Below are 21085 nucleotides of genomic sequence, written 5' to 3' on the forward strand. Positions count from 1 at the left end.
TACCCCGGTGGGACCGGTTTCGCGGCCGTAGGCGGCCGCGGCCGGTGCCGCTAGGGTTGATCGTCTGGATGTGCTGGCTCAAGAGCAGCCGAACGGGAGACGCCGGTGACCGCCGCGCTCGACTCATCGTGGGATCCCCGCACGCGCCTGCGGGTACTCCTGATCGAAGACGACGACGGCGACGCGCTGCTGGTCGAGGAGATGCTGGCGGACACCACCGTGCCGTACGTGCTCGAACGCGTCGAGACGCTCTCCGCCGCGCTCAGCGGCCCGCTCACCGCCGACTGCGTCGTGCTCGACCTGCAGCTGCCCGACGCCATGGGCCTGTCCGGGCTGACCAAGCTCGGGCAGCACGCGCCGGGTGTCGCGGTGGTCGTCCTGACCGGGCAGCACGACCAGGCCACCGGGGTCGCCGCGGTCGCCGCGGGCGCGCAGGACTACCTCGTCAAGGACCAGGTCGACGGCCCGCTGCTGGTGAAGGCCCTGCGCTTCGCCCGCGAGCGCAAGCGCGCCGAGCAGGTCGAGCAGCAGTTCCTCCAGCAGCAGCTGCTCGCGCGGGAGAACGCGCGCCTCGAACGCGGCCTGCTGCCCAGCCCGCTGCTGCGCGACCGCCACCTCGACCTGGCCGCCCGCTACCGGCCCGGCCGCAACGGTTCCCTGCTCGGCGGCGACTTCTACGACGCGATCGAGCTCGACGACGGCACGGTCCACATGATGATCGGCGACGTCTGCGGCCACGGCCCGGACGAGGCCGCGCTCGGTGTCGCGCTGCGGATCGCGTGGCGCTCGCTGGTGATGGCCGGCCTGCCGATGCCCGACGTGCTGAGCATGGTCGAGCGGGTGCTGGTGCACGAGCGGATCGAGCCGCTGTTCGCCACCGTCTGCATGGTCGTCGTCGCGCCGGACCGAAGATCGCTGAGGCTGTCGCTGGCCGGGCACCTGCCGCCGCTGCTGCTCACCCCCGGCGACGGGCACCTGCTCTCCGGCGAGCGCCTCGGCGTCCCGCTCGGCGTCGTCGAGGGGGCCAAGTGGGACGCGCTGGACGTGCCGCTGGAGCCGGGGTGGTCGCTGCTGCTGTACACCGACGGCGTGTTCGAGGGCCGCGTCGGCGCCGGGTCCGAACGGCTGGGCCACGAACGGATGGCCGCACTGGTGCTCGACATCCAGCGTGGCACCGGGATGCGCGGCCACGCCCTGCTCGACGAGCTGATCGCCCGCGCCGAACGGCTCAACTCCGGCCCGCTCGACGACGACGTCGCGCTCGCCCTGCTCAGCCACGACCCGGAAGCCCACGAACCGGAAGCCGAGGCCGATGAGCGTTGACGCACGCGGCTGGCCCATCCGCCGCCGCCTGGCGCTGCTGGCCGCCGTCGAAACCGTGCTGCTGGTCGCCGCGCTGATCGCGGCCGGCTTCGCGCTGCACAGCCTCACCGAGGCGCGCACCCGCCTGCTCGACGTGATCGGGCCGCAGCGACTGGCCGCCATCCAGCTGTCCACCGCGCTGCTGAACCAGGAGAGCGGGGTCCGCGGCTACCAGCTCGGCCGTCAGCCGGCGTTCCTGGTGCCCTACACCGACGGGATGCGGGCGCAGGCCGACGCGGTCTCGCAGCTGCGGCAGCTCGGCGCGACGCCGGGCACGCAGATCGGCGACGACCTCGACGCCGTGGTGCGGGCGGCCACCGCCTGGCAGGACGCGGCCGCGCCCACCATCGCCGCCGACGCGCCGCCGGTCACCGTGGACCAGGTCGAGCGCGGCCGGACGCTGTTCATCGACGTGCGCCAGGCGCTCGACGCGCAGCTCGACCACCTGGCCGCGATCCGCGACACCGGCCGCGCCGAGCTGGACGCGGCAGCGAGCTTCCTGAACGCGATGTTCGTGGTCGTCGCCGTGCTCGTCCTGGTGTTGTTCGCGATGCTGTTCCTCGGCCTCCGGCAGGTCGTCACCCGGCCGATCCTGCGGCTGGCCGGCGCGGTCCGCCGGGTCGCCGACGCCGACATCCACAGTCCCGTGCACGGGACCGGGCCACGCGAGATCGCCCAGCTCGGCGCCGACGTCGAGGCGATGCGGCAGCGCATCCTCGACGAGGTCGCCGAGCTGGAGCAGGCGCACGCCTTGCTGGACCGGCGCACGCGGGAGGCCGAGCGGTCCAACGCCATGCTCGACCGGCGCACGCGGGAGCTGGAGCGGTCCAACGCCGACCTGGAGCAGTTCGCCTACGTCGCTTCGCACGACCTGCAGGAGCCGCTGCGGAAGGTGGCCAGCTTCTGCCAGCTGCTCCAGCGGCGGTACCAGGGCCTGCTCGACGAGCGCGGCGAGCAGTACATCGAGTACGCCGTCGACGGCGCGAAGCGGATGCAGGTCCTGATCAACGACCTGCTGGCCTTCTCCCGGGTCGGCCGGAAGCCGGGCGAGCACGTCGTGGCCGACGCCGGCGCGCTGGTGGACGAGGCGATCGCGAACCTGGAGGTCGCCCTCTCGCTGAGCGGCGGCAAGGTCTCCCGCGGCGACCTGCCCGAGGTGCGCGTCGAGCCGGCGCTGATGACGGCGGTGTTCCAGAACCTCATCGGCAACGCGCTGAAGTTCAAGGGCGAAGCGCCGCCGGAGGTCAGGGTCACCGCCGAGCGCGACGGCGACGAGTGGGTGTTCTCCGTGGTGGACAACGGGATCGGCATCGACGCGGAGTACGCCGAGCGGGTGTTCGCGCTGTTCCAGCGGCTGCACACGCGCTCCGCGTACCCGGGCACCGGGATCGGCCTGGCCCTGTGCCGCCGGATCGTCGAGTACCACGGCGGCCGGATCTGGCTCGACACCGAGGCCGCGGACACCACGTTCCGCTTCACCCTGCCGGCCCGCGAGGCTCCGGCTCTCCAGGAAGTGGCTCTCCAGGACGTGACCCGCGAGGAGGAGGGGACCGCATGACGCAGGCGCCGACCCCGATCGACATCCTGCTCGTCGAAGACGACCCCGGTGACGTGCTGATGACCCGGGAAGCGTTCGCGCACCACAAGATCCGCAACCCGCTGCACGTCGCGGAGGACGGCGTCGAAGCGCTGCGGTTCCTGAAGCGCGAAGGGCCGTTCGGGGCGGCGCCGCGGCCGGGGCTGATCCTGCTCGACCTCAACCTGCCCCGCAAGGACGGCCGGGAACTGCTCGGCGAGATCAAGCAGGACCCGGGGCTGCGCACGATCCCGGTGGTCGTGCTGACCACGTCCGAGGCGGAGGAGGACATCCTGCACAGCTACGAGCTGCACGCCAACGCCTACGTCACCAAGCCGGTCGACTTCGAGAAGTTCGTCGAAGTGGTCCGGAAGATCGACGACTTCTGGGTCACGGTGGTGAAGCTCCCGCACCGGTAGCCGTTTGGCGGGGAGTCGGGCACGATGGGAGGCCGTGACCCCTTCGACGCCCGATCTGCCCGCCACCGAACTGGCGGTGACGCTCGACTGGCGGGGCCGGGCCGCGGTGCTGGCCGTGGCGGGGGAGATCGACCTGGTCAGCGCGCCGGAGTTCGGGGAAGTCGTCGACGTGGTGCTGGCCCGCGGGCCGGAGAAGCTGGTGGTCGACCTGCGCGAGGTGACGTTCTTCTGCTCGGCGGGGCTGCAGGTGCTCGCGGCGGCCCACCGCCGGGTCGCCGAGCGCGCGTTGCGCGTGGTGAGCGATTCCCCGGTGACGTCGGGCCCGCTGAAGACGACCGGGCTCGACACGTGGATCGGCGTCCACCCGACCGTCGACGAAGCACTCGCATGAAGCCGGCACCGTTCCGCTGCCACGGCGTCCCGGCGGCGCCCGGTGCCCTCCGCGGCCTGCGGCACGACCTGATGGCGTGGGTGCTGGCCGCGGGCGTCGACGAGAGCCTGGCCGGCGACATCGTGCTGGCCAGCTACGAGGCGCTGGCGAACGTGGCCGACCACGCCTACGACGACGCGGAGCCGGGCGTGGTCGACGTCGAAGCGGCGGTGCACGCCGGCCGGCTCGAGGTGGTGATCACCGACCACGGCCAGTGGCGGACCCCGGTGCCGGACACCCGCCCGGTTTCCCTGCGCGGCCGCGGTTTGCTGCTGCTGAGGGCGAGCGCCGACCGCGCGGACATCACGGCCGGGGACTCCGGCACGGTCGTGACGCTCACCTGGGACCTCGACGCGCGCTGAAGGCCACCACCGCGCCCGGTGGTGGCCTCCAGCGGCCGTTACTTGACCACGGCTCCGGTCTTCGGGTCGAGGGTGACCTTCTTGGCCTGCGGCCACCAGAAGCTGAACATCCCGTTGAGCGAGCCGGCCCGGGTGTCGAACGAAGAGTCGCCGATCCGGCCGGTGAACCAGTTGTCCTCGATGAACTTCAGCACCGACGTCTGGTCGGTCAGCGTGTGGTCGACGTGGTTGACCTTGCTGAACGGCGAAACCACCAGCAGCGGCAGGCGCGGGCCGTAGCCGCAGCGGTCGGCGTACGTGCCCACCGTCGTCGCCTTGGCCGTGCAGATGGACTGGTCCTGCGAAGCGTCGTGCGAGCCGTTGAGGATCGGGGACTTCTGGTGGTCGTACCAGCCGTCCGAGTCGTCGTAGGCCAGCACGATCGCCGTCGACTTCCAGTCCGGGGACTGCTGGATCCGGTTGATCTCGCTGACCACGAACTGCTGCTCGTCCAGCGGGTCCGAGTAGCCGGCGTGGCCGTCCTGGTACTCCGGCGCCTTCAGGAAGCTCACCGCGGGCATCGAGCCGGCCTGCAGCGAGTCGTTGAAGTCCGCGATGTCGTACTGGTGGTTCGCGCGGTCGGTCTGGCCGATCGCCTGCACCGAGGACGGCGGGAGGTGCTTCGGGTTCGCCGTCGACGGGTAGTACTGGAACGGCTCGTGGTGCGGGCTGTAGTCGACGACCGCGTTGCCGCCGACGTTCTGGTGGGTCTGGCCGCAGACCGCGTAGCCGTTGGCCGTGCCGGTCGGGCGGAAACCGCCCTGGAACCAGCCCCAGGTGACGTGGCGCTGGTTGAGCAGGTCACCGATGTTGCGGCCGTGCATGGTGGCCAGGTTGTCCTTGCTCGTGTGGTTCTTGCCCGAGCAGTCGTCCCACGCCGGGTCCGGGTCGTTGATCATCGTGCCGATGCCGTTGGCATCCGGTGACTGCACGGCGTAGGCGTCGCTGACCGGCTCGTGCGTCACCGGGTCGACCGCCTGGACGCCGTGGGTGTTGCCCGAGATCAGGTCGATCGCGCCGGGGCTGGACGGGCCGAACACCGTGTTGAACGAGTTGTCGTTCAGCGCGTAGTGCTGGGCGTAGTTCCACATGCCGGTGACGGTGTTGCCGTCGTAGTAGTCCATGACCAGGCCGGGCTCGCCGAACAGGATCGGCTGGCCGGTGCACTTGTCGGTCTCGGTCTTCTCGACGAACTTGTCCATCTTGCCGCCGTTGAAGGCGGCCTGCTCGGCGCCGTAGTTGTGGTTCTGGTCGCAGGTCATCGCCTGCTCGTGCGTGAGCCGCTTCGGGTTGTACGCGTTCGGGTTGTCGGTCAGCAGCTTGTGGTCGAGGCCGTTGACCTTCGGGGTGCCGTGCGCGGCGGTGAACGGGGTGCCGTCGGTGTTGGCCGCGTCCGGGTAGGTGCCGAAGTAGTGGTCGAACGAGATGTTCTCGCCGAAGATGACGACGACGTGCTTGATCGGCGTCGACGTCGGGATCCAGTGGGCGGGGAACAGGTTCAGCGGCTGGGCGTCCGCGGTGGTCGCCGCGGAGCCGGTGACGACGGCCAGCGTGGCCACCGAGGCGAGGGCCCCGGCGCCGAGCAGGCCGCGCCGTCGCCGTCGGATCCTTTTGTCCACAGTGGATTCCTTTCGTGGTGGGGTTAGGTGAGCAGGGAACGCCCGAAGTGGTCGTCCGGTCCGGTGACGCCCGGCAGCGCGAAGAAGTAGCCGCCGCCGAACGGGGAGATGTAGTCGGTCAGCGGTTCGTCGGCCAGCCGCGTCTGGACGGCCTCGAACTGGCGCTCCAGGTCCTGCTGGTAGCAGACGAACAGCAGGCCCATGTCGAGGTTGCCGTTGCTGTCGACGCCGCGGTCGTAGTTCACCGCGCGGCGCAGGATCCGGCTCGGGTCGGTCTCCGGCGTGCGCGGGTTCGCCTTCCGGATGTGGCTGGTCAGCGGGATGACGGTGCCGACGGGGTCGTCGGCGTACCGGGGGACGTCGGTCTCCTGCGTGCCGTCGAGCGGGGCGCCGGTGTCGCGGCGGCGGCCGAACATGTTCTCCTGTTCGGCCAGCGAAACCCGGTCCCAGAACTCCACGAGCATCCGGATCAGCCGGATCACCTGGTAGCTGCCGCCCGCGGTCCAGGCGGGCTCCCCGTCCGTCCACACCAGACTGTCCACTTCGGAGCCGGTGGGGTTGGCGGTGCCGTCCTTGAAGCCCATCAGGTTGCGGGGCGTGCCCTCCGGGCGCGGCGGGGAGGTGAAGCCGTTGAGCTTCCAGCGCAGCTGCATGCCGCCGCGGGTGGCGCGGGCGATGTCCCGCAGCGCGTGCAGGACGGTGTCGGTGTCGTTCGCGGACAGGATGAGGCTGAGGTCGCCGTGGCACTGGGCCGGGTCGAGGGCGTCGTTCGGGAACGTCGCCATCGGCTTCAGCTTGGCGGGCTTGAGCTCGGCGAGCCCGTACCGGTCGTCGAAGAGGCTCGCGCCGACGCCGAGGACGACGCCGAGGTCGCTGCCCGGCACGACCGGCCCGAGCACGCCGGAGTCGGCGGGCGGCGCGGTGATCCCGAGCGCGGCGGGCGCCCCGCCGGCGGTGAGGAACCGGGCCCGCTCGGTGACCGCGCGGAAGAGGTCGGCGAGCTCGGCCTTGGACTCGGCGACGACGTCGAAGGAGGCGACGACGGTCTGGGCCGGCGGCTTGCGGAGGATGGCGGCCTGGTGGGGACCGTGGAAGGGCACGGGCGAGGTGCCGTCGGTGACGGTCGCGGAGGAAGCCCCGAGCCCGGCCCCGGCGGCCACGGTGAGGCCGGCGCCCATCGCGGCCCGGCGCAGGAAGGAGCGGCGGGGCAGACCGGTCACGAGGTCCTCCTCGGCTCGGCGATCGCCGCGATCGGGGCCAGCAGTTCGGTCAGCTCGCTGACGTCCGCGTTGAGCTTCTGCCGCTGGTCGTGGCTCAGCTCGGCCGGGCGGAGCCACGAACCGTCCGGGCGGTGCGCCGCGTCCAAAGCGGACTGCGTGCGGTTCAGCCGGCTATCCACCTTGGACAGCTCCGGGTAGCGCGGGGTCAGCAGCGGCCGCAGCACGTCCAGGACCGCGCGGGTGCCGTCGAGGTTCGCGCGGGCCGTGGCGAGGTTCGTGCCGCTGCCGTAGTCGGTGCGGCCGGTCAGTTCGAACTGCAGCGTGTTCTCCATGATCTCGTGCGCGCGCAGCCCGAGGTCGTTCCCGTCGACCTGGCTGTCGGCGAAGGACGTCTGCAGGGCGCGGGCGTCGGTGTCGAGCCGGTCGGCGACGACGGCGAGCCCGCCGAGGTCCTCGCCGTGCCAAAGGCCCTGCTCCAGGCGGTGGAAGCCGGTGAAACCCGGGTCGGCCGGGCCGTTCGGCAGGCCGTCGGCCGTGCCGTTGAGCACGCCGTCGGAGTCGCCGAACGCGTCGTAGGCCGCGCCCAGCCGCTCGTAGGTCAGGTGGGCCGTCAGCCACGCCGCCTGGCTCGCCGCCCGGTCGCCACCGTGGACGGTGTTCTTCAGCGCGCCCGTGTTCGCGACCAGCTCGCCGAGGCCCGTCCGGACGTGCTGCTGGTAGGCCTTGAGCGGCCCGAGCAGGTCGTCGCGCGTCACCGGCGTGACGCCCGGCCCGGTCCGCTCGGCGCCGCCGGTGATCCGCACGGCGGGCCCGACGATCGCACCCGCGTCCTCGGGCAGGCAGCGGAACGCGTAACTGCCGTTGCCCAGGTTCACCTGCAACGGCCGGGTCGTCGCCGCGCCGAGGCCCTCGACCTCGCCGTAGATCACGCCGGTCGCCGGGTCGATCAGGTCGACCTCGGCCGTCACCGAACCGGTGTTGTGCAGGCGGAAGGTCTGCGGGCCCGGCTTCGGATCCGTCCAGCCGGTGCCGCACGCCGAGCGCGAGACCTCGATCTCGGGGTCGACGGCGGCCGCGCTGTCCGGCCAGAACGCCACGACGGCGCCCGCCGCGGCGGCCACGACCACGGCCCCCACGATCCAGCGGGTTCGCACTGACCCCGGCACGCACACTCTCCCGTCACTCGATCGGACCATCACCGGTCACGGATTATGCGAGCCTAACGCCCGGAAAACCGCATCGGATCCGATCGAAAGAGGGAAGTTCACCCGGACTTCAGCCTGCCGAACACAAAAGAGGGAGAATCCAGACGTATCTGGTGCGCCGGATCTGTCTTGTTCGGGGCGTTCGACCGGTTTGGCCAGGTCACGGCAGGGGCGCACCGGTCTCGAGCAGTGTCTTCAGGCTGGACAGCAGCGCGGGCCAGCCCTGGCTGCACATCTCCAGTGTCGTGCTGCCGGGGTCGAAACCGTCGTGGAGCACGGTCAGCTTCACCATTTCCCCGTGCGGCTCGATGGTGAAGGTGACTTTGCTCCGGCTTTCCCGCTGCAGTTTTTCCAGCGTTTCCGCGTCGACGCCGTTCGCGTTCGCCCAATCGGCGGTGAAAGTGTGCCAGGTGTACGACAGCCGTCGGGGGGGTTCCGATTCCAGCACGACCTGCCCGGGGTCGCCGGTTTTCGCGCCGCGCTCGGCCCACGTCATCGGCGAACCCGGTTTCCAGTCGGTTTCGAAGGAAACACCCCAGTACTGGCTCGTGAAGGTCGGTTCGGTAAGCGCTTGCCAGAGTTTCTCCGGTGTCGTGTTGATGTAGGTGGTGTACGCGAAATCGTTCATCGGTGCGGCCTCCAGTGCTCGTTTGAGATCGGCCAGCGCGCCGGCCCGCCGCCGGTCGTAGCGGGTCATCCAGCGCTCGGCGATCGCGTTGATCGGGCCCGCGTCGAGGTGGTGCAGCTTCTCCCGGCCGCGCCAGGTGGTGGTGATCAGCCCGGCCGCCTCGAGCACGGCCAGGTGCTTGCTCACCGACTGGCGGGCCATGTCCAGCCCCGCGCACAGCTCGCGCAGGGTCTGGCCGTTGCGCTCGTTGAGCACGTCCAGCAGCTGACGGCGGCTGGGGTCGGCCAGCGCCTTGAAGACCTCGTCCATCGCGCCTTCCCGTCGATATGCAGCCTCTCGGCTGCCTTTGACGATAGGCAGCCGGAAGGTTGCATGTCAACCGGGGATCACCGGAAGCGGAGCACCGTGATGCTCGCGAGGACGAAGAACACCAGGACGACCAGCGTGCCGGTCTGCCCGCCGGAGGAACGGGTCACGACCTGCTCGACGGCGCCGGTCAGCCGCACGCCGCACTCGGCGATCACGGTGTGCCGCCCGGCCTCGATGCGGGTGAACTCGACCGGCGCGGTGAAGGCGCCGGAGCCGTCGGTGTAGGCGGTGCCGACCTCGGTGCCGTCCGATGTGAGGGTCACCATCCGGCTCGGCTGGCAGCCCTTGCCGGACGCCGAGAGCGCCTCGCCGGGCTTGACGCTCGGCCGGTCGAGCACCAGTTCGCCGGGCTTCGGCGCGGTGGCCGACGTCGTCGGGCTGCCGGGCGTGTCCGGCGGGGTGGTCGTCGTGGACGGCGGTGGCGTGCTCGTGGGCGTGGTGGGCGTGGTGGGCGTGGTGGTCTTCGGGGTGGCCGGGGTCGTGGTGGTGCCCGGCCGGGTCGGCCGCGTGGTCACCGGCGGGGGCGGCGTGGTCGTCACCGGCGGCGGGGGTGTGGTGGTGGGCGTGGTGGTGGTCCCGGTGACCACGAAGGTGCCGCTGGCGGACTCGGGCTGGCTCGTGCAGGTCGCCGTGACGGTGTAGGAACCCGGCTTCGCCGAGTCGGGCACGGCGGTGGCGAACTGCCCGCTGGAGGCCGGGGCCACTTTCGAGCCGAGCGCCGTGCCCGCCCAGGAGAAATTGATGATCCGGCAGGTCGGGAAACCGTTCCAGGAAATGGTGAACGGGCTTCCTGCCGGTCCGCTCGACGGTTTCAAACCAACCGACGGTGGAACTTGTGCGTTACCCGTGCCTGCCGCGAGCAGGAGCAACGTTCCGGCCACGGCGCCGAAAAACAGCCGAACCACGAATCGCATTGGGACGTCCCTCCCCGGTGTGTGCTCGCTGTAGCATTCCAGGCCAGTCGGTAAAGCAAGTAGGGGATGCCCAATGGGACGTGTCATCGCGGCGGGGGTTGCGTTGGGTTTGTGCTTGCTGCTGGGTGCGCCGCCCGCGTCGGCGGACGCCGGCTCACTGCGGCTGCAGGTGTCGATCGACAAGCGGCCGATCGAGGACGCCACCGTCCCGATCGATCCGGCGAAGCAGGTCGAGCTCCAGGTCGTCGCGACCAACACCGGCGCCGCGCCGGTCAAGGTGCGCAGCGTGCGGCTCTCGGGCGTCGCGCTCGCGCTGACGTTCTTCGCCTACGACACGACGGCGCCCTTCGAGGTGCCGGCCCGCGGCTCGGTGTCCCGGACGTTCGTCCTCGACCTCGGTGACCTGGCCGGGCAGGCGACCGGGCTGCTGCCGTCGTCGGTCGAGCTGCTCGACGCCGGGCGCGGCACGCTCGGTGAGGCGACCACGGTCGCCGACGTCCGCGGCTCCTTCTGGTCGGTCTACGGCGTCTTCGGCCTGGCGATGCTCGTGCTGACGATCCTCGCCTGGGCCACCGCGCTGCTGGCGCTGGCCCGGCACAAGCTGGCGCCCAACCGCTGGCGCCGGGGTGTCCGGTTCCTGCCCGCCGGGTTCGGCACCGGCCTGGTCGCGGTGATCAGCCTGTCGGTGCTGCGCCTGGTCCCGCCCGAGCCGGCGGTCGAGATCCCGGTGGTGCTCGGCGCGGCGGCGATCGCGTTCGTGCTCGGCTACCTGACCCCGCACCCGGCCCCGCCTGCGGTGACCGAGAGTGACAAGACGGTGCAGCTGCCGGTCCCGTCCACGCAGGACTTCACCCGATGAGCGCACCGGCCGAGCTGGTCGCCGCCCTGCCGCAGTACGACATCGGGGAGTCGATCGGCGAGGGCGGCATGGGGGTCGTGTTCGCCGGCGTGCACCGGACGCTGGGCCGCAGCGTCGCGATCAAGCAGCTGCCGTGGGACGTGCTCAACCACGCGGCGAGCAGCGAGCTCTTCGACCGCGAGGCGCGGGTGCTGGCCAGCCTCGACCACCCGCACATCGTGCCGGTGTACGACTACGTGCGCACCGGCCGCGAGCACCTCCTGGTGATGGAACGGCTGGACGGCGGCACGGTGCACAGCCGCTTCCACGGCGGCGGCGTCAGCGGCGAGCAGGCGTGCGCGATCGGGCTGGCGATGCTGGCCGGGCTGCACGCGGCGCACCGGGCGGGGGTGCTGCACCTCGACGTCAAGCCGCGGAACCTGCTGTTCAGCACGCAGGGCGTGGTGAAGGTGGCGGACTTCGGCATCGCCAGGGTGATCAGCGAAGGGGCCACGCTGGTCACGCACGGTGGCGAGATCCTGGGAACACCGGCGTACATCGCTCCTGAGCAGGCCATGGGCAACGCCCTGAGCCCGGCGGCCGACGTCTACGCGGCCGGGACGGTGCTGTACGAGCTGCTGTCGGGCAAGCTGCCGTTCGACAACACCCGCGGCGCGATCAGCATGATGCGCCAGCACATGTTCACCGACCCCCAGCCGATTTCCGGGGTGCCGGCGCCGATCGCGGTGGTGGTGATGCGCAGCCTGGCCCGCGAGCTGGACGCGCGCTACCGCGAGGCGGAGTCGTTCGCGGCGGACCTCGCGGCGGCAGCGACGGCGGCGTACGGGACGGGGTGGCTGGAGCGGTCCGGGGTGCCGGTGCTGCACCTGACGCCCCGGGTGATCGCGGGGTTGAACTCGGCGACCGCACCGGCGCCCCCCGCGGAGGCGAAGACGCGCCCGGTGGTGCGGCCGGGTGCCACGCTGGTCGGCGCACCCGATGAGGTGGCGGGCTCGGGGCGGGCCGGCGCCGGCGCGGCTGGTGCCGGGTGGCCGGGTGGTGCCGGACCGGGCTTGGCGGGGCCGGGTGTCGAGGGCGGCGGGTGGCCGGGTGGTGCCGGACCGGGCGTGGCCGGGCCGGGTGTCGAGGGCGGCGGGTGGCCGGGTGGTGCCGGACCGGGCATGGCCGGGCCGGGTGCCGAGGGCAGCGGGTGGCCGGGCGGTGCGACCGGTGCCGGGGCCGATGGCTCCGGCGCTTCCCAAGCCGTCGTGGTCTGGCTGCGGCTGGCCGCCGCGGCGGCCGCGATCGTGCTCGTCGTGCTCGCGCTGCTCAACCCCGCCCGGCTGCCGCACGAGGCGTCGGGGGTGCTGAACCTCGGGGGCGCTCCTGTCTCGGCTCCCGTCGAGGTGGACCTCAGCAAGCCGCTCGTGCTCACCGGGCCCGGGAACCCCGGGCGGGTGGCGCTGGACCTGTCCGCCGCCGGGATTCCGCTCGGGTCCGCGTCCGCCGAGGCCAAGCCCGGCGGCAACGGCTTCACCGCCGAGCTCACCCTGCCGGCGATCGCGCGGTGGATCGTCGGGGGCGCCGTCACCGCCGATGTCCGGACCGGTTCGTCCACGCAGGTGTTCACGCTGCTCACCAGCCAGCACCCGCTGGCCAGCGCCATGGGCGCGGGCAGCCTCATCCTGGCGTTGTTCGCGCTCGCCTACCTCGAATCGGGGCTGCGGACGATCCGCAACGGCCACCGCTGGCGGGGCGCGGCCGTCGGCGGCCCCGTGCTGGGCCTGCTGTTCGGCGCCGCGGTGTGGCTGTGCGTGTCGGTGCTGCGCGTGCACGAGCCGTCGCCGGGGTTCGGGGCCGGGTGCGCGGTGGCGGGCGCGGTCGCGGCCGGGCTGGTCGTCGCGGCCGCGCGGCGCCGGGCGTCCACAGTGGTCAGTCGACCATCCGGACGGTGACGTGCGGGCTGTAGCTCTTGCGCCGGCTCCACCCCTGTTCGGCGCAGAGGCTCAGCTGGATGGCGCGGTCGGCGGGCGCCCAGTAGCCGGTGCGGACGAAGTAGCCCTCCATCGTGTTCAACGCGCCGAGGCTCTTGCGCGCCGAGCACATCTCCCAGCCCCACTGTCGCCCGGTCTTTTCGACGCCGTTGCGGCGCACGGAGATCCGCGGGTTCCCGACCGCGCGGATGTCCTCGTCGCCCTCGGTGACGTAGACGACGCCGTCGATCTTGTAGAACCGGTTGTTGTCCAGCAGGGACACCTGCCCGGAGAGGGTGATCCCGACCCGGGCGCCTTCGCCGCCCGTGAGCGTCCAATCGAGACAGAATTCCTGGACCGGGAGTTCCAGCGACTGGGTCATGACGAGTTTCCCCTGTTCTCACTGAGCGTCCCTTCCAGAAGATAGGGATTTTCCGGACGCCGGGAAGGGGTTGGGACGATCTTCACCCGAAGCGGTCCCGGTGTCGGATGCCTTGTCGCGCATGGGTTTTCAGGCGATGGAGTGACGCGGGCACGCCGGGTGACCACCGGGGGTCCGGCCGGGTGGTCTTCGGTGCACGGGTGGTTGTCGGTCACCCTGCGTGAGCGCAAGGTAAAGGAACCATTACCTTTGCTCGGACGTTGGCGTGGGCATGACTGTCATCGAGCTGGGCCGGCGTGATCTGCTCGTCGTGGCGGGGCTGCCGGGGGCGGGCAAGACGACGATGCTCCGGCACGCCGCCGCCGGTCTGCCGGTGCTGGACTCCGACCAGGTGCGGGAGCGGCTCGGTGCGGTGGTTCCGGGGGTGCCGTACCGGTGGTACCGGCCGGTGGTCCACGCGTGGCACCGGCTGCGGATCGTCCGGCGGGCGTTCGGCGAGGACGGGCCGGTCGTGGTCCACGAGCCGTCGACGCGGGCTTCGACCCGGGTGCTGCTCGCGCTGGTCGGGTTCGTGAGCGGGCGGGCGGTGCGGTTGTTGTTCTTGGACGTGCCGGCGGAGGTTGCGCTGGCGGGGCAGGTGAGCCGGGGGCGGGTGGTGCGGGCCCGGTCCTTTGCGCGGCACGTGCGGCGGGTGGGGAAGTGGCGGGAGGAGTTGCTGGGGGAGCGGGTGCCGTGGGGGTGGCGGAGTGTTCAGGTGATTGATCGGGAGCGGGGGGATCGGACTCGGTTGGTGGCTTCGGTGCTGGTGGGGTGTTGATTCACCTACCCGGACGCTCGGCTGCCTCATCGGCCCGGACGCTCGGATGCTCACCGGCCCGGACGCTCGGCTGTTGCTTCACCGGCCCGAACGCTCGATTGTTCAACGGCCGTCACGCCGCGTCAAGGCGGGAAAGCGTGCCTTGACCCGGCGTGACGGCCGCTGAGGCGGCTGCGTATCGGGTCGGCAGGGGGGTGTGGTCGGGGAAGGGGGACTTGTGCTCCTGCCGCGACTTCTTCCGCGGCCTGGTGACTCCGCTCCCCGTGCCTTCGCCGCTTCCGGGCCCCGTTGTCCTGTGCACGCGGCCCTCGCGCCCGCGACTCCGCCGCTCCGCGGCACCCGCCCCCCGCCTCCGGTGACCCGCATCGGCCCGCCGCTCCGTTGGCCCGCGTCGGCCCGCCGCCTCCGGCGAGCCTCGCCGGCCCGCCGCCTCCGGCGAGCCGCACCGGCCCGCCGCCTCCGGCGAGCCGCACCGGCCCGCCGCCTCCGGTGACCCGCACCGGCCCGCCGCCTCCGGTGACCCGCGCCGGCCCGCCGCCTCCGGCGAGCCGCGCCGGCCCGCCGGCTCCAAAGTCACTTCGGCCGTCGCCCGCTCGCTACCGCGATAACCCTCCTTTTGGTCTGGACAACTCGCACATTGGTCCAGACAATCGAGGTCTCTCCCTGACTGGAGGACCCGATGAGGCGTTCCCGACTGTCTGCCACCCTCGCCGCCGTGCTTTTTGTGCTGTCGGGGCTTCTCGCCGTCCCCGCCGCCGCTGCCAACCTTCTTCTCAACCCCGGCTTCGAAGCCGGCTCTCTCTCCGGCTGGACCTGTGCCAACGCCGCCGTTGTCGGCACTCCCGTGCACTCCGGCAGCTATGCCCTCGCCGGTACTCCCGTTGGTGCCGATTACGCCCAGTGCTCGCAGAGCGTGCCCGTTCAGCCCAACACCACCTACACCGTCTCCGCTTGGGTGCGGGGGAACCCCGTCTACCTCGGCATCACCGGTGGTCCGTCGACCTGGTCGGGCAACGTGAGCTACAACCAGCTGCAGCTCACCTTCACCACCGGTAACCAGACCTCCGCCCAGCTCTACCTCCACGGCTGGTACGGCGCCGGTACCTACTACGCCGACGACGTCGTCCTCGATGGGCCCGGTGGGAACACCCCCGGTACCCCCACCTCTCCCGGCGCTCCGCAAGTCACCGCCGTCACCGGCAGCTCCGTCGCCCTGAGCTGGGGCGCGAGTGCCGGGAACGTCACCGGGTACCGGGTCTACGAAGGCAACTCCGTCGTTGCCACTGTCACCGGAACGAGTGCCACCGTCAGTGGGCTTGCCTCCTGCACCACCCACAGTTACTCCGTTGCCGCCTACAACTCGGCCGGGGAGTCGGCCAAGACGGGGACCGTCAGCGCCACCACCACCGGCTGTGTCGACACCGGGCTGCCCAAGCACGCCCTCGTCGGGTACCTGCACGCCAGCTTCGCCAACGGCTCCGGCTACGTGCGGATGGCCGATGTGCCGGCCGCCTGGGACATCATTGATCTTGCCTTCGGGGAACCCACTTCCGTGACCTCCGGCGACATCCGGTTCACCCGGTGCCCGGTGAGCGAATGCCCGAACGTCGAGAGCGACGCCGACTTCGTCGCCGCCATCAAGGCCAAGCAAGCGCAGGGCAAGAAGGTCCTCATCTCCATCGGCGGGCAGAACGGCCAGGTGCAGCTGACGACCACCGCCGCCCGGGACAAGTTCGTCAGCTCCGTCTCCGCCATCATCGACAAGTACGGCCTCAACGGGCTCGACGTCGACTTCGAAGGCCACTCGCTCTCGCTCAACGCCGGGGACACCGACTTCCGGAACCCGACCACGCCCGTCATCGTCAACCTGATCTCCGCGCTCAAGACGCTCAAGGCCAAGTACGGCTCGGGCTTCGTGCTGACGATGGCGCCGGAGACCTTCTTCGTGCAGGTCGGCTACCAGTTCTACGGCGGCTCCGGCGCCGGTGACGCGCGGACCGGCGCCTACCTCCCCGTCATCCACGCGCTGCGGGACTCGCTCACCGTGCTGCACGTCCAGGACTACAACTCCGGCCCGGTCATGGGGCTCGACAACTCCTACCACAACATGGGCGGCGCCGAGTTCCACATCGCCATGACCGACATGCTCAAGGCCGGCTTCACCGTGGCGAACACCGGGCAGTTCTTCCCCGGCCTGCGCCCCGACCAGATCGCCGTCGGGCTGCCCGCCGCCGTCAGTGCCGGCAACGGCTACACCTCGCCCGCCGACGTGCAGACCGCGGTGAACTGCCTGGTCAAGGGCAGTGGCTGCGGCTCGTACACGCTGCGCGGCGGCACGTCACCCGCCCTGCGGGGGCTGATGACGTGGTCGATCAACTGGGACAAGTACTACAACTGGGAGTTCCAGAACAGCCACGAGCCGTTCCTGAACGCCCTTCCCTGACGTCGGCGGTGTGCCCCGCCGCGCGGGTGGGGCACACTGCTGACGTGGCGAAACCGGCGCAGGGCGAGTCCGTGCTCCGCCGTGTCGTGCGCATCTTCGAGACCTTCGGGCCGGACACGCCGGCCTTGCGCGTCACCGACATCGCGCGGCGGGCGGACCTGCCCGTCGCCACCGCGTCGCGGCTGGTCGAGGAGCTGGTCGGGCACGGCTGGCTGCGGCGCGACCCCGACCGGCGGGTCCGCGTCGGCGTCCGGCTCTGGGAGCTCGCGTCCCGCGCCTCGCCGACGCTCGGGCTGCGGGAAGCCGCGATGCCGTTCATGGAGGACCTGCACGCCGTCGTCGGGCACCACACGCAGCTCGCCGTGCTGGAGGACCGGGAGGTGCTGTTCGTCGAGCGGCTCTCGGCGCCCGGTGCGGTCGTCAACGTGACGCGGGTGGCCGGGCGGCTGCCGCTGCACGCCTCCTCGTCCGGGCTCGTGCTGCTCGCCCACGCCCCCGCCGAGCTGCAGGAACAGGTGCTGGCCTGCCCGCTGGAAGCCTTCCGGCGGACGACGCTGACCGACGCGGCGCGGCTGCGGCGGTTCCTCGCCGACGTCCGGCGCACCGGCTACGCGTTCTGCGCCGGCTTCATCGACGAGGAAACCACGGGCATCGCCGTCCCGCTGCGGGGACCGGGCGGTGACGTCGTCGCCGCGCTGTCGGTGATCGTGCCCAACGACCGGAACGCGCGGACGCAGATCCCGGCCCTGCGGGCCGCGGCGCGCGGGATTTCGCGGGCGATGGGGAATTCCTCTCACTGAATGAGAATGCCGTAGTGGCGGGCGGGGCCGCCGATCCATGCTCGGGCTCTCCGCGGGAAAGGACGTTCTCCAGTGCGCACCCAGGTCGTCATCGTCGGCGCCGGCCCGGCCGGGCTGCTGCTGTCCCACCTGCTCGGGCTCGAAGGCATCGACTCGGTGCTGATCGAGCGGCAGACCGCCGAGTACGTCCAGGCGCGCATCCGCGCCGGCATCCTCGAGGCGGGCACGGTCGAACTGCTGCGGGAGGCCGGCCTCGGCGACCGGCTCGACGTCGAGGGCATGGAGCACCGGGGCATCTACCTCCAGTGGCCGGAAAACCGGCACCACATCGACTTCGCCGGCCTCATCGGCCGGTCCGTGACGGTCTACGGGCAGACCGAGGTGACCAAGGACCTGATGGCGGCGCGGGAGAAGGCGGGACGGCCGGCGTACTACTCGGCCACCGACGTCACGCTGCACGACGTCACCGGACGGCCGTCGGTGTCCTTCGTGGACTCCGACGGGGTGGCGCGGACGGTCGACGCGGACGCCGTCGTCGGCTGCGACGGCTTCCACGGGCCGAGCCGCGGGTCGATCCCCGCCCCGCAGGTCCGGGAGCGGGCCTACCCGTTCGCGTGGCTGGGGGTGCTGGCCGACGTCGCGCCGTCGACGGACGAGCTGATCTACGCCTGGCACCCGGACGGGTTCGCGATGCACAGCATGCGTTCGCCGCGGGTGAGCCGGTTCTACCTGCAGGTGACGCCGGACGAGGACATCGCGCGGTGGAGCGACGACCGGATCTGGACGGCGCTGTCCGAGCGGCTCGGCGTCCCGGGGTGGACGCTGGAGACGGGGACGATCACCGAGAAGAGCGTCCTCCCGATGCGCAGCTTCGTGACCACCCCGATGCGGCACGGGAACCTCTACCTGGCCGGCGACGCGGCCCACATCGTGCCGCCGACGGGGGCGAAGGGGTTGAACCTGGCGGTGGCGGACGTCGCGCTGCTGGCCCGGGCGCTGACGGCGTCGTTCCGCGGCGACGACCGGCTCGTGGACGCCTACTCGGAGACGGCGCTGCGCCGGGTCTGGCGCTGCACGCACTTCTCGTGGTGGATGACGTCCATGCTGCACCGCCACGGCGACGACTTCGACGCCCAGCTCCAGCTGTCCCAGCTCCACCGCACGGTGACGTCGGCGGCCGCGAAGACCGAGCTGGCCGAGAACTACGCCGGACTCCCGCTGTCGTGAGTGTCTAACCCGCCTTACCGCTCACGACCCGCGGCAGCCGGACGGTGAACGTCGACCCGGTGTCCACTTCGGACTCCGCCGTGACCGTCCCGTCGTGGGCCTGCACCAGGTGGCGCACGATGGCGAGGCCGAGCCCGCTGCCGCCGGTCTGGCGGCTGCGGGACTTCTCGGCCCGCCAGAACCGGTCGAACACGTGCGGCAGGTCCTCGGCGGCGATGCCGGTCCCGGTGTCCGCCACGGCGAGCGTCACCTCGTCCACAGTGGACGATACGCGGATCGTCACCCGGCCGCCGGATGGCGTGTGCCGGATCGCGTTCGTCACCAGGTTGCCCACGACCTGGCGGAGCCGGACCGGGTCGGCCGCCAGCGTGCAGTCGCCGGTGGCGGACACGGTGAGGGTGACCCCGGCCGCGGCGGCGCGGTCGGCGTGCGCGGCGGCGACGTGGCCGGCCAGCTCCGCCGCGTCTAGGGGCTCGGGGTGCAGGCGCAGCTGCCCGGCGTCGGCCGCCGCGAGGTCCTGCAGGTCGTCGACGATGTGCTGCAGCAGCACGGTTTCTTCGAGCAGCGACGCGGACAGGGCCCGGTCGAACGGCAGGTGCCCGTCTTCGGCGGCCTCCAGCCGCCCGCGGATGACGTTGAGCGGGTTGCGCAGCTCGTGGGCGATGTCGCTGACCATCGCCTTGCGCTGCTCCTCGATGCGTTCGCGGCGCGCCGTGAGGTCGTTGAACGCGGCGGCGAGGTAGCCGATCTCGTCGCGGGACCGCACCGGGGCCGGCCGGTCCTGCTGCGCGGCCTCGGTCAGCGCGCGCAGCGGGCGGGACAGCCGCCGCGCGACGAGCGCGGTGAGCGCGACGGCCAGCACCAGCACGCCGCCGGTCACCGCGAGGATCCGGGTGAGGTTCTCCTTCGACAGCGTGAACGTCGGCAGCGGCGACCCGCCCGGGCCGAGCGTGAACAGCAGCGCCGGCGGCGCGACGTACGGCGTGAGCTGATCGCGCCGGGCCGAGTCGAGGCAGCCCTGGGTGGGCCGCTGGTCGGGGACGTCGCGAGCCTGCAGGTCGAGGTCCAGTTTCACCTCTCCGCCGCCCTGGTTCTGCAGGCAGCGGTTGACGGCCTCGTTCAGGCTCGTGAGCGCGGCCTGCTCGGTCGGGGTGGGGAAGGCCAGCTCGAACAGCCCGCACTTGGCCGCGTAGTAGCGGGCGGACAGCGGGTCGAGCCCGGCCAGCTGCGGCCGCCCGCTCGGTGAGTCCTGCACCTGGCCGGGGAGGCCGAGCGAGGCGAGGCAGGCGGTGGCCTTCCTGGCCAGCGCGCTCAGTTCCTCGCGTTCGGACGGCGGCAGCTTGAACGGGCCGACCGCGCGCGGGTCGATGCCGCTCGTCCCGGCCTGGGGCAGCAGCACCGGGTCGACGTGCAGCGGGTCGACCGACGCGGTCGCCTTGACCGGCAGGGTGACCGGCGCGCCACCGGAGTCGCCGAGGACGTGCCGGTCGAGGGTGGTCAGCACGACCCGGCGGCCGGTCTGCTCCGACAGCGCGCGCAGCCGGGGCCCGACCTGGTCCCAGGTGTGGTTCACCGCGGCGAAGCCGAGCAGCTCGGTGTAGATCGTCGCGTCGCCGGAGAGCGCCTGGCCCTGCTCCTGCTGGATCGCGCGGGTGGTCGTCTGCACGGCGAGCCACGCGGTCGCCGCGATGGAGGCGAGCGCGATGAGCAGCGAGACGGCGGTGAGCCGGACGACGAGACTGCGCCGCCTCGGGAAGCTACGTGTCATCTTCCGCCGTCAGCTTGTAGCCCACGCCGAAGACGGTCCGCAGGTAGACCGGCTTCTGCGGGTCCGGTTCGAGCTTCTTGCGCAGGTTGAGCACGTGGACGTCGATGATCCGGGTGCTGACGAACCGGTCGTCGCCGCGGGTCAGTTCGAGCAGCTGGCGGCGGGTGAACACCCGGCCGGGCTGCCGGATCATCACCTCCAGGAGCTGGAACTCGCCGGGTGTGGTGTCCACCGGGCGGCCGCCGACCGACACCTCGTGCCGCACCGGGTCGAGCCGCAGCCCGCCGGCGCGCAACGCGGTGTCGGGTGGCCCGCCGCGCCCGGCGGTCCGCCGCAGCAGCGTCCGGACCCGGGCCATCAGCTCGCGCGGGCTGTACGGCTTGGTCAGGTAGTCGTCCGCGCCGAGGTCGAGGCCGAGCAGCAGGTCGTCCTCGGTGGCCCGCGCGGTGAGCATGAGCACCGCGACGTCGGACTCCCGCCGCAGGATCCGGCAGACGTCGAGGCCGTCGACCTTCGGCATCATCACGTCGAGGACCAGCAGGTCGGGCCGGTCGCGCCGGGCCTCGTCGAGCGCCGCCCGGCCGTCCGGGGCCAGCACCACGGTGTGGCCTTCGCTTTCGAGGTAGAGCCGGAGGACCTCGGCCTGCTTCTCGTCGTCCTCGGCGACCAGTACACGTGCGCACACGGCGTCGAG

20 protein-coding genes are annotated in these 21085 nt (G+C 71.9%); 12 read left to right on the plus strand and 8 right to left on the minus strand.

What is annotated here, in order from left to right; genetic code table 11:
- The first annotated feature begins 105 nt into the window (after positions 1 to 105).
- Genes ACWEGE_RS36750 through ACWEGE_RS36770 form a run of 5 tightly spaced genes read left to right on the plus strand, consistent with a single transcriptional unit; the run spans position 106 to position 4149 of the window.
- Positions 106 to 1323 carry a PP2C family protein-serine/threonine phosphatase gene (locus ACWEGE_RS36750; protein WP_449665092.1) on the plus strand — a complete coding sequence of 406 codons (1218 nt, stop codon included), beginning with the start codon at positions 106 to 108 and terminating at the stop codon, positions 1321 to 1323.
- On the plus strand, positions 1313 to 2920 hold the full coding sequence (locus tag ACWEGE_RS36755; protein ID WP_449665093.1) for a sensor histidine kinase: 1608 nt from the start codon (positions 1313 to 1315) through the stop codon (positions 2918 to 2920). The genes ACWEGE_RS36750 and ACWEGE_RS36755 overlap by 11 nt, the downstream gene beginning before the upstream one ends.
- Positions 2917 to 3357 (plus strand): response regulator, encoded by a 441-nt coding sequence (locus tag ACWEGE_RS36760; protein WP_449665094.1) that lies wholly within the window; start codon positions 2917 to 2919, stop codon positions 3355 to 3357. The genes ACWEGE_RS36755 and ACWEGE_RS36760 overlap by 4 nt, the downstream gene beginning before the upstream one ends.
- Positions 3358 to 3391: 34 nt before the next feature.
- Positions 3392 to 3748: an STAS domain-containing protein gene (locus ACWEGE_RS36765; protein WP_449665095.1), complete on the plus strand. Its 357-nt coding sequence runs from the start codon at positions 3392 to 3394 to the stop codon at positions 3746 to 3748.
- Positions 3745 to 4149: an ATP-binding protein gene (locus ACWEGE_RS36770; RefSeq protein ID WP_449665096.1), complete on the plus strand. Its 405-nt coding sequence runs from the start codon at positions 3745 to 3747 to the stop codon at positions 4147 to 4149. Before ACWEGE_RS36765 ends, ACWEGE_RS36770 begins: the two co-directional genes overlap by 4 nt.
- A gap of 38 nt (positions 4150 to 4187) precedes the next feature.
- Here the strand turns inward: ACWEGE_RS36770 and ACWEGE_RS36775 are convergent, their stop codons facing one another.
- From ACWEGE_RS36775 to ACWEGE_RS36795, 5 genes are all read right to left on the minus strand, one after another.
- The gene (locus tag ACWEGE_RS36775; protein WP_449665097.1) at positions 4188 to 5807 is read right to left on the minus strand and encodes a phospholipase C; all 1620 of its coding nucleotides are present in this window, start codon (positions 5805 to 5807) and stop codon (positions 4188 to 4190) included.
- A gap of 23 nt (positions 5808 to 5830) precedes the next feature.
- Positions 5831 to 7027, minus strand: a complete 1197-nt coding sequence (locus ACWEGE_RS36780) for a Dyp-type peroxidase (RefSeq protein WP_449665098.1) — start codon at positions 7025 to 7027, stop codon at positions 5831 to 5833.
- Positions 7024 to 8181 (minus strand): EfeM/EfeO family lipoprotein, encoded by a 1158-nt coding sequence (locus ACWEGE_RS36785; RefSeq protein WP_449665119.1) that lies wholly within the window; start codon positions 8179 to 8181, stop codon positions 7024 to 7026. The genes ACWEGE_RS36780 and ACWEGE_RS36785 overlap by 4 nt, the downstream gene beginning before the upstream one ends.
- A gap of 211 nt (positions 8182 to 8392) precedes the next feature.
- The gene (locus tag ACWEGE_RS36790) at positions 8393 to 9169 is read right to left on the minus strand and encodes an ArsR/SmtB family transcription factor (RefSeq protein ID WP_449665099.1); all 777 of its coding nucleotides are present in this window, start codon (positions 9167 to 9169) and stop codon (positions 8393 to 8395) included.
- A gap of 77 nt (positions 9170 to 9246) precedes the next feature.
- Positions 9247 to 9492 (minus strand): hypothetical protein, encoded by a 246-nt coding sequence (locus ACWEGE_RS36795; protein WP_449665100.1) that lies wholly within the window; start codon positions 9490 to 9492, stop codon positions 9247 to 9249.
- Between ACWEGE_RS36795 and ACWEGE_RS36800 the strand changes: the two genes are divergently transcribed.
- The 3 genes from ACWEGE_RS36800 (at position 9482) to ACWEGE_RS36810 (ending at position 12936) form a co-directional block, all read left to right on the plus strand.
- On the plus strand, positions 9482 to 9871 hold the full coding sequence (locus ACWEGE_RS36800) for a hypothetical protein (protein ID WP_449665101.1): 390 nt from the start codon (positions 9482 to 9484) through the stop codon (positions 9869 to 9871). The two genes, ACWEGE_RS36795 and ACWEGE_RS36800, sit on opposite strands and share 11 nt — an antisense overlap.
- A 345-nt stretch (positions 9872 to 10216) precedes the next feature.
- On the plus strand, positions 10217 to 11002 hold the full coding sequence (locus ACWEGE_RS36805) for a hypothetical protein (protein WP_449665102.1): 786 nt from the start codon (positions 10217 to 10219) through the stop codon (positions 11000 to 11002).
- Positions 10999 to 12936, plus strand: a complete 1938-nt coding sequence (locus ACWEGE_RS36810; protein ID WP_449665103.1) for a serine/threonine-protein kinase — start codon at positions 10999 to 11001, stop codon at positions 12934 to 12936. Before ACWEGE_RS36805 ends, ACWEGE_RS36810 begins: the two co-directional genes overlap by 4 nt.
- Here the strand turns inward: ACWEGE_RS36810 and ACWEGE_RS36815 are convergent.
- Entirely contained in the window at positions 12914 to 13336 is a 423-nt protein-coding gene (locus ACWEGE_RS36815) for a hypothetical protein (protein ID WP_449665104.1), read from the minus strand. The genes ACWEGE_RS36810 and ACWEGE_RS36815 overlap by 23 nt on opposite strands.
- Positions 13337 to 13607: 271 nt before the next feature.
- On the opposite strand from ACWEGE_RS36815, the gene ACWEGE_RS36820 reads away from it, so the two are divergent.
- The 4 genes from ACWEGE_RS36820 to ACWEGE_RS36835 all read left to right on the plus strand — a co-directional run bounded on the left by ACWEGE_RS36820 (position 13608) and on the right by ACWEGE_RS36835 (position 18623).
- Positions 13608 to 14153, plus strand: coding sequence for an AAA family ATPase (locus ACWEGE_RS36820; RefSeq protein ID WP_449665105.1), 546 nt, complete (start codon positions 13608 to 13610; stop codon positions 14151 to 14153).
- Positions 14154 to 14832: 679 nt separating this feature from the next.
- A complete protein-coding gene (locus ACWEGE_RS36825) occupies positions 14833 to 16596 on the plus strand; it encodes a chitinase (protein ID WP_449665106.1) in 1764 nt (587 codons plus the stop codon).
- 44 nt (positions 16597 to 16640) lie between these two features.
- Entirely contained in the window at positions 16641 to 17396 is a 756-nt protein-coding gene (locus ACWEGE_RS36830) for an IclR family transcriptional regulator (RefSeq protein ID WP_449665107.1), read from the plus strand.
- A gap of 72 nt (positions 17397 to 17468) precedes the next feature.
- The gene (locus tag ACWEGE_RS36835) at positions 17469 to 18623 is read left to right on the plus strand and encodes a 4-hydroxybenzoate 3-monooxygenase (RefSeq protein ID WP_449665108.1); all 1155 of its coding nucleotides are present in this window, start codon (positions 17469 to 17471) and stop codon (positions 18621 to 18623) included.
- A gap of 4 nt (positions 18624 to 18627) precedes the next feature.
- Here ACWEGE_RS36835 and ACWEGE_RS36840 read toward each other — a convergent pair whose 3' ends face one another.
- Positions 18628 to 20391: a sensor histidine kinase gene (locus tag ACWEGE_RS36840; RefSeq protein WP_449665109.1), complete on the minus strand. Its 1764-nt coding sequence runs from the start codon at positions 20389 to 20391 to the stop codon at positions 18628 to 18630.
- Positions 20381 to 21076 carry a response regulator transcription factor gene (locus ACWEGE_RS36845; protein WP_449665110.1) on the minus strand — a complete coding sequence of 232 codons (696 nt, stop codon included), beginning with the start codon at positions 21074 to 21076 and terminating at the stop codon, positions 20381 to 20383. Before ACWEGE_RS36845 ends, ACWEGE_RS36840 begins: the two co-directional genes overlap by 11 nt.
- Positions 21077 to 21085 lie beyond the last annotated feature (9 nt).

It is taken from the genome of Amycolatopsis sp. NPDC004747 (assembly GCF_053601335.1).

Bases quoted from the DNA above. Each gene is read 5' to 3' on its own strand.
- ACWEGE_RS36760 (WP_449665094.1), top strand. From the start codon at position 2,917: ATGACGCAGGCGCCGACCCCGATCGACATCCTGCTCGTCGAAGACGAC.
- ACWEGE_RS36825 (WP_449665106.1), top strand. From the start codon at position 14,833: ATGAGGCGTTCCCGACTGTCTGCCACCCTCGCCGCCGTGCTTTTTGTG.
- ACWEGE_RS36790 (WP_449665099.1), bottom strand. From the start codon at position 9,169: ATGGACGAGGTCTTCAAGGCGCTGGCCGACCCCAGCCGCCGTCAGCTG.
- ACWEGE_RS36755 (WP_449665093.1), top strand. From the start codon at position 1,313: ATGAGCGTTGACGCACGCGGCTGGCCCATCCGCCGCCGCCTGGCGCTG.
- ACWEGE_RS36840 (WP_449665109.1), bottom strand. From the start codon at position 20,391: ATGACACGTAGCTTCCCGAGGCGGCGCAGTCTCGTCGTCCGGCTCACC.
- ACWEGE_RS36810 (WP_449665103.1), top strand. From the start codon at position 10,999: ATGAGCGCACCGGCCGAGCTGGTCGCCGCCCTGCCGCAGTACGACATC.
- ACWEGE_RS36815 (WP_449665104.1), bottom strand. From the start codon at position 13,336: ATGACCCAGTCGCTGGAACTCCCGGTCCAGGAATTCTGTCTCGATTGG.
- ACWEGE_RS36770 (WP_449665096.1), top strand. From the start codon at position 3,745: ATGAAGCCGGCACCGTTCCGCTGCCACGGCGTCCCGGCGGCGCCCGGT.
- ACWEGE_RS36820 (WP_449665105.1), top strand. From the start codon at position 13,608: ATGACTGTCATCGAGCTGGGCCGGCGTGATCTGCTCGTCGTGGCGGGG.
- ACWEGE_RS36805 (WP_449665102.1), top strand. From the start codon at position 10,217: ATGGGACGTGTCATCGCGGCGGGGGTTGCGTTGGGTTTGTGCTTGCTG.